At 54.7% G+C, this 1,447-nt stretch carries 1 protein-coding gene; it reads left to right on the forward strand.

Going from position 1 to position 1,447, the window contains the following annotated elements; translation table 11 throughout:
* The first annotated feature begins 44 nt into the window (after nt 1-44).
* Nucleotides 45-1,414, forward strand: a protein-coding gene (locus IQ236_RS27500; RefSeq protein ID WP_407676174.1) for an IS3 family transposase whose coding sequence is annotated in 2 segments (ribosomal slippage) — nt 45-525 and nt 525-1,414 — 1,371 coding nt in all. Because the reading frame shifts where the segments join, the coding sequence is not laid out codon by codon here.
* Nucleotides 1,415-1,447 lie beyond the last annotated feature (33 nt).

Here is a 1,447-nt window from a genome sequence, read left to right on the forward strand (position 1 = left end):
TGAACTGACCCCAAAAAGTTAGACAACACTTTTTGGGGTTCTACTTGAAGAAATATTCAGAGCAAGTCAAGCTTGCTGCCGTCCAGGCATACCGTGATGGCACGCTGGGCTGGAAGGCCACTGCGAAGGCGCACGACGTGGAAACGTCATCGCTTCGCAAGTGGGTTGCGGCGTACGAGGTGCATGGGCCCGATGGGGTGCGAGAAAAGCGTCGAGAGCTGTACAGCAGAGAATTCAAGCTGAAGGTCTTGCGACGAATGCGTGACGAGGACCTCTCGTATCGGCAAGCGGCTGCGCTGTTCGACATCAGGAACTTCAACATCATTGGTACTTGGGAGCGCGCATATGAGCGAGATGGCATGCCCGGCCTGGCTGCCCAGTGGGCTGGTCGGCGCAAGAAAATGACGACTCCGGAGAATCAGAAATCAAATTCCTCGCTTCGGGAGGGCGACAAGCGGACTCGCGAACAACTTTTGGAGGAACTGCAGTCTTTGCGACTGGAGAATGCCTACCTAAAAAAATTGGATGCCTTAGTTCAATCTCAAGCGAAGTCGGCGCCCGGCAGAAAGCGCAAATCGTGATTGAGCTAAGGCAGCACTACCCCCTTGCCGGCTTGCTGAAGGTGGCTGGATTGGCTCGCAGCACGTTCTACTACCAGCAGAGCGCACTGCAGCTCGCAGACAAATACGCTGATCTGAAGATCGAGATCCGAGCGATCTATGAGCGGCACAAAGGCCGCTATGGCTATCGGCGCATCACCTCGGCACTGAGACAGCAAGGCCGTCCAGTGAATCACAAGACCGTGCAACGGCTCATGGATCAGCTGCAACTGAAGTCCTGCGTGCGTGTGAAGAAATACCGCTCGTTCAGAGGTGATTTGGGGCACATCGCCCCGAACGTCCTGGCGCGCAAGTTCGACGCGTCGTATCCAAACGAGAAGTGGGTGACGGACGTGACGGAGTTCAAGGTTGGCAGCCAGAAGCTGTACCTCTCCCCGATCATGGATCTGTTCAACGGGGAGATCGTTGCCTATGAGACCGCTCGGCATCCTCTGTTCGGCATGGTGGGGAAAATGTTGACGAGTGCATTCGAGCGCCTCGGTCCTGGCGACAAGCCCATCTTGCATTCCGATCAAGGCTGGCAATATCGAATGGAAAAGTATCGGCGCCACCTCGACTCGCGAGCGATCACGCAGAGCATGTCTAGAAGAGGAAACTGCCTTGACAATGCATCGATGGAAAGCTTCTTCGGAACCTTGAAATCTGAGTTCTTCTACCTCAATGAGTTCGACAGTCTTGAAGAGCTAGAGAGCGGCCTGGACGACTACATCCGCTACTACAACTACGATCGGATCAAGCTGAAACTGAAGGGACTCAGTCCCGTTGGCTACCGGGAGAAATTCGTCTCAATCTGAGAATCAACCGTCCAACCTTCGGGGGTCAGTTCA

The organism is Planktothrix mougeotii LEGE 06226 (genome assembly GCF_015207485.1).
Taxonomy (GTDB): Bacteria; Cyanobacteriota; Cyanobacteriia; order Cyanobacteriales; family Microcoleaceae; genus Planktothrix.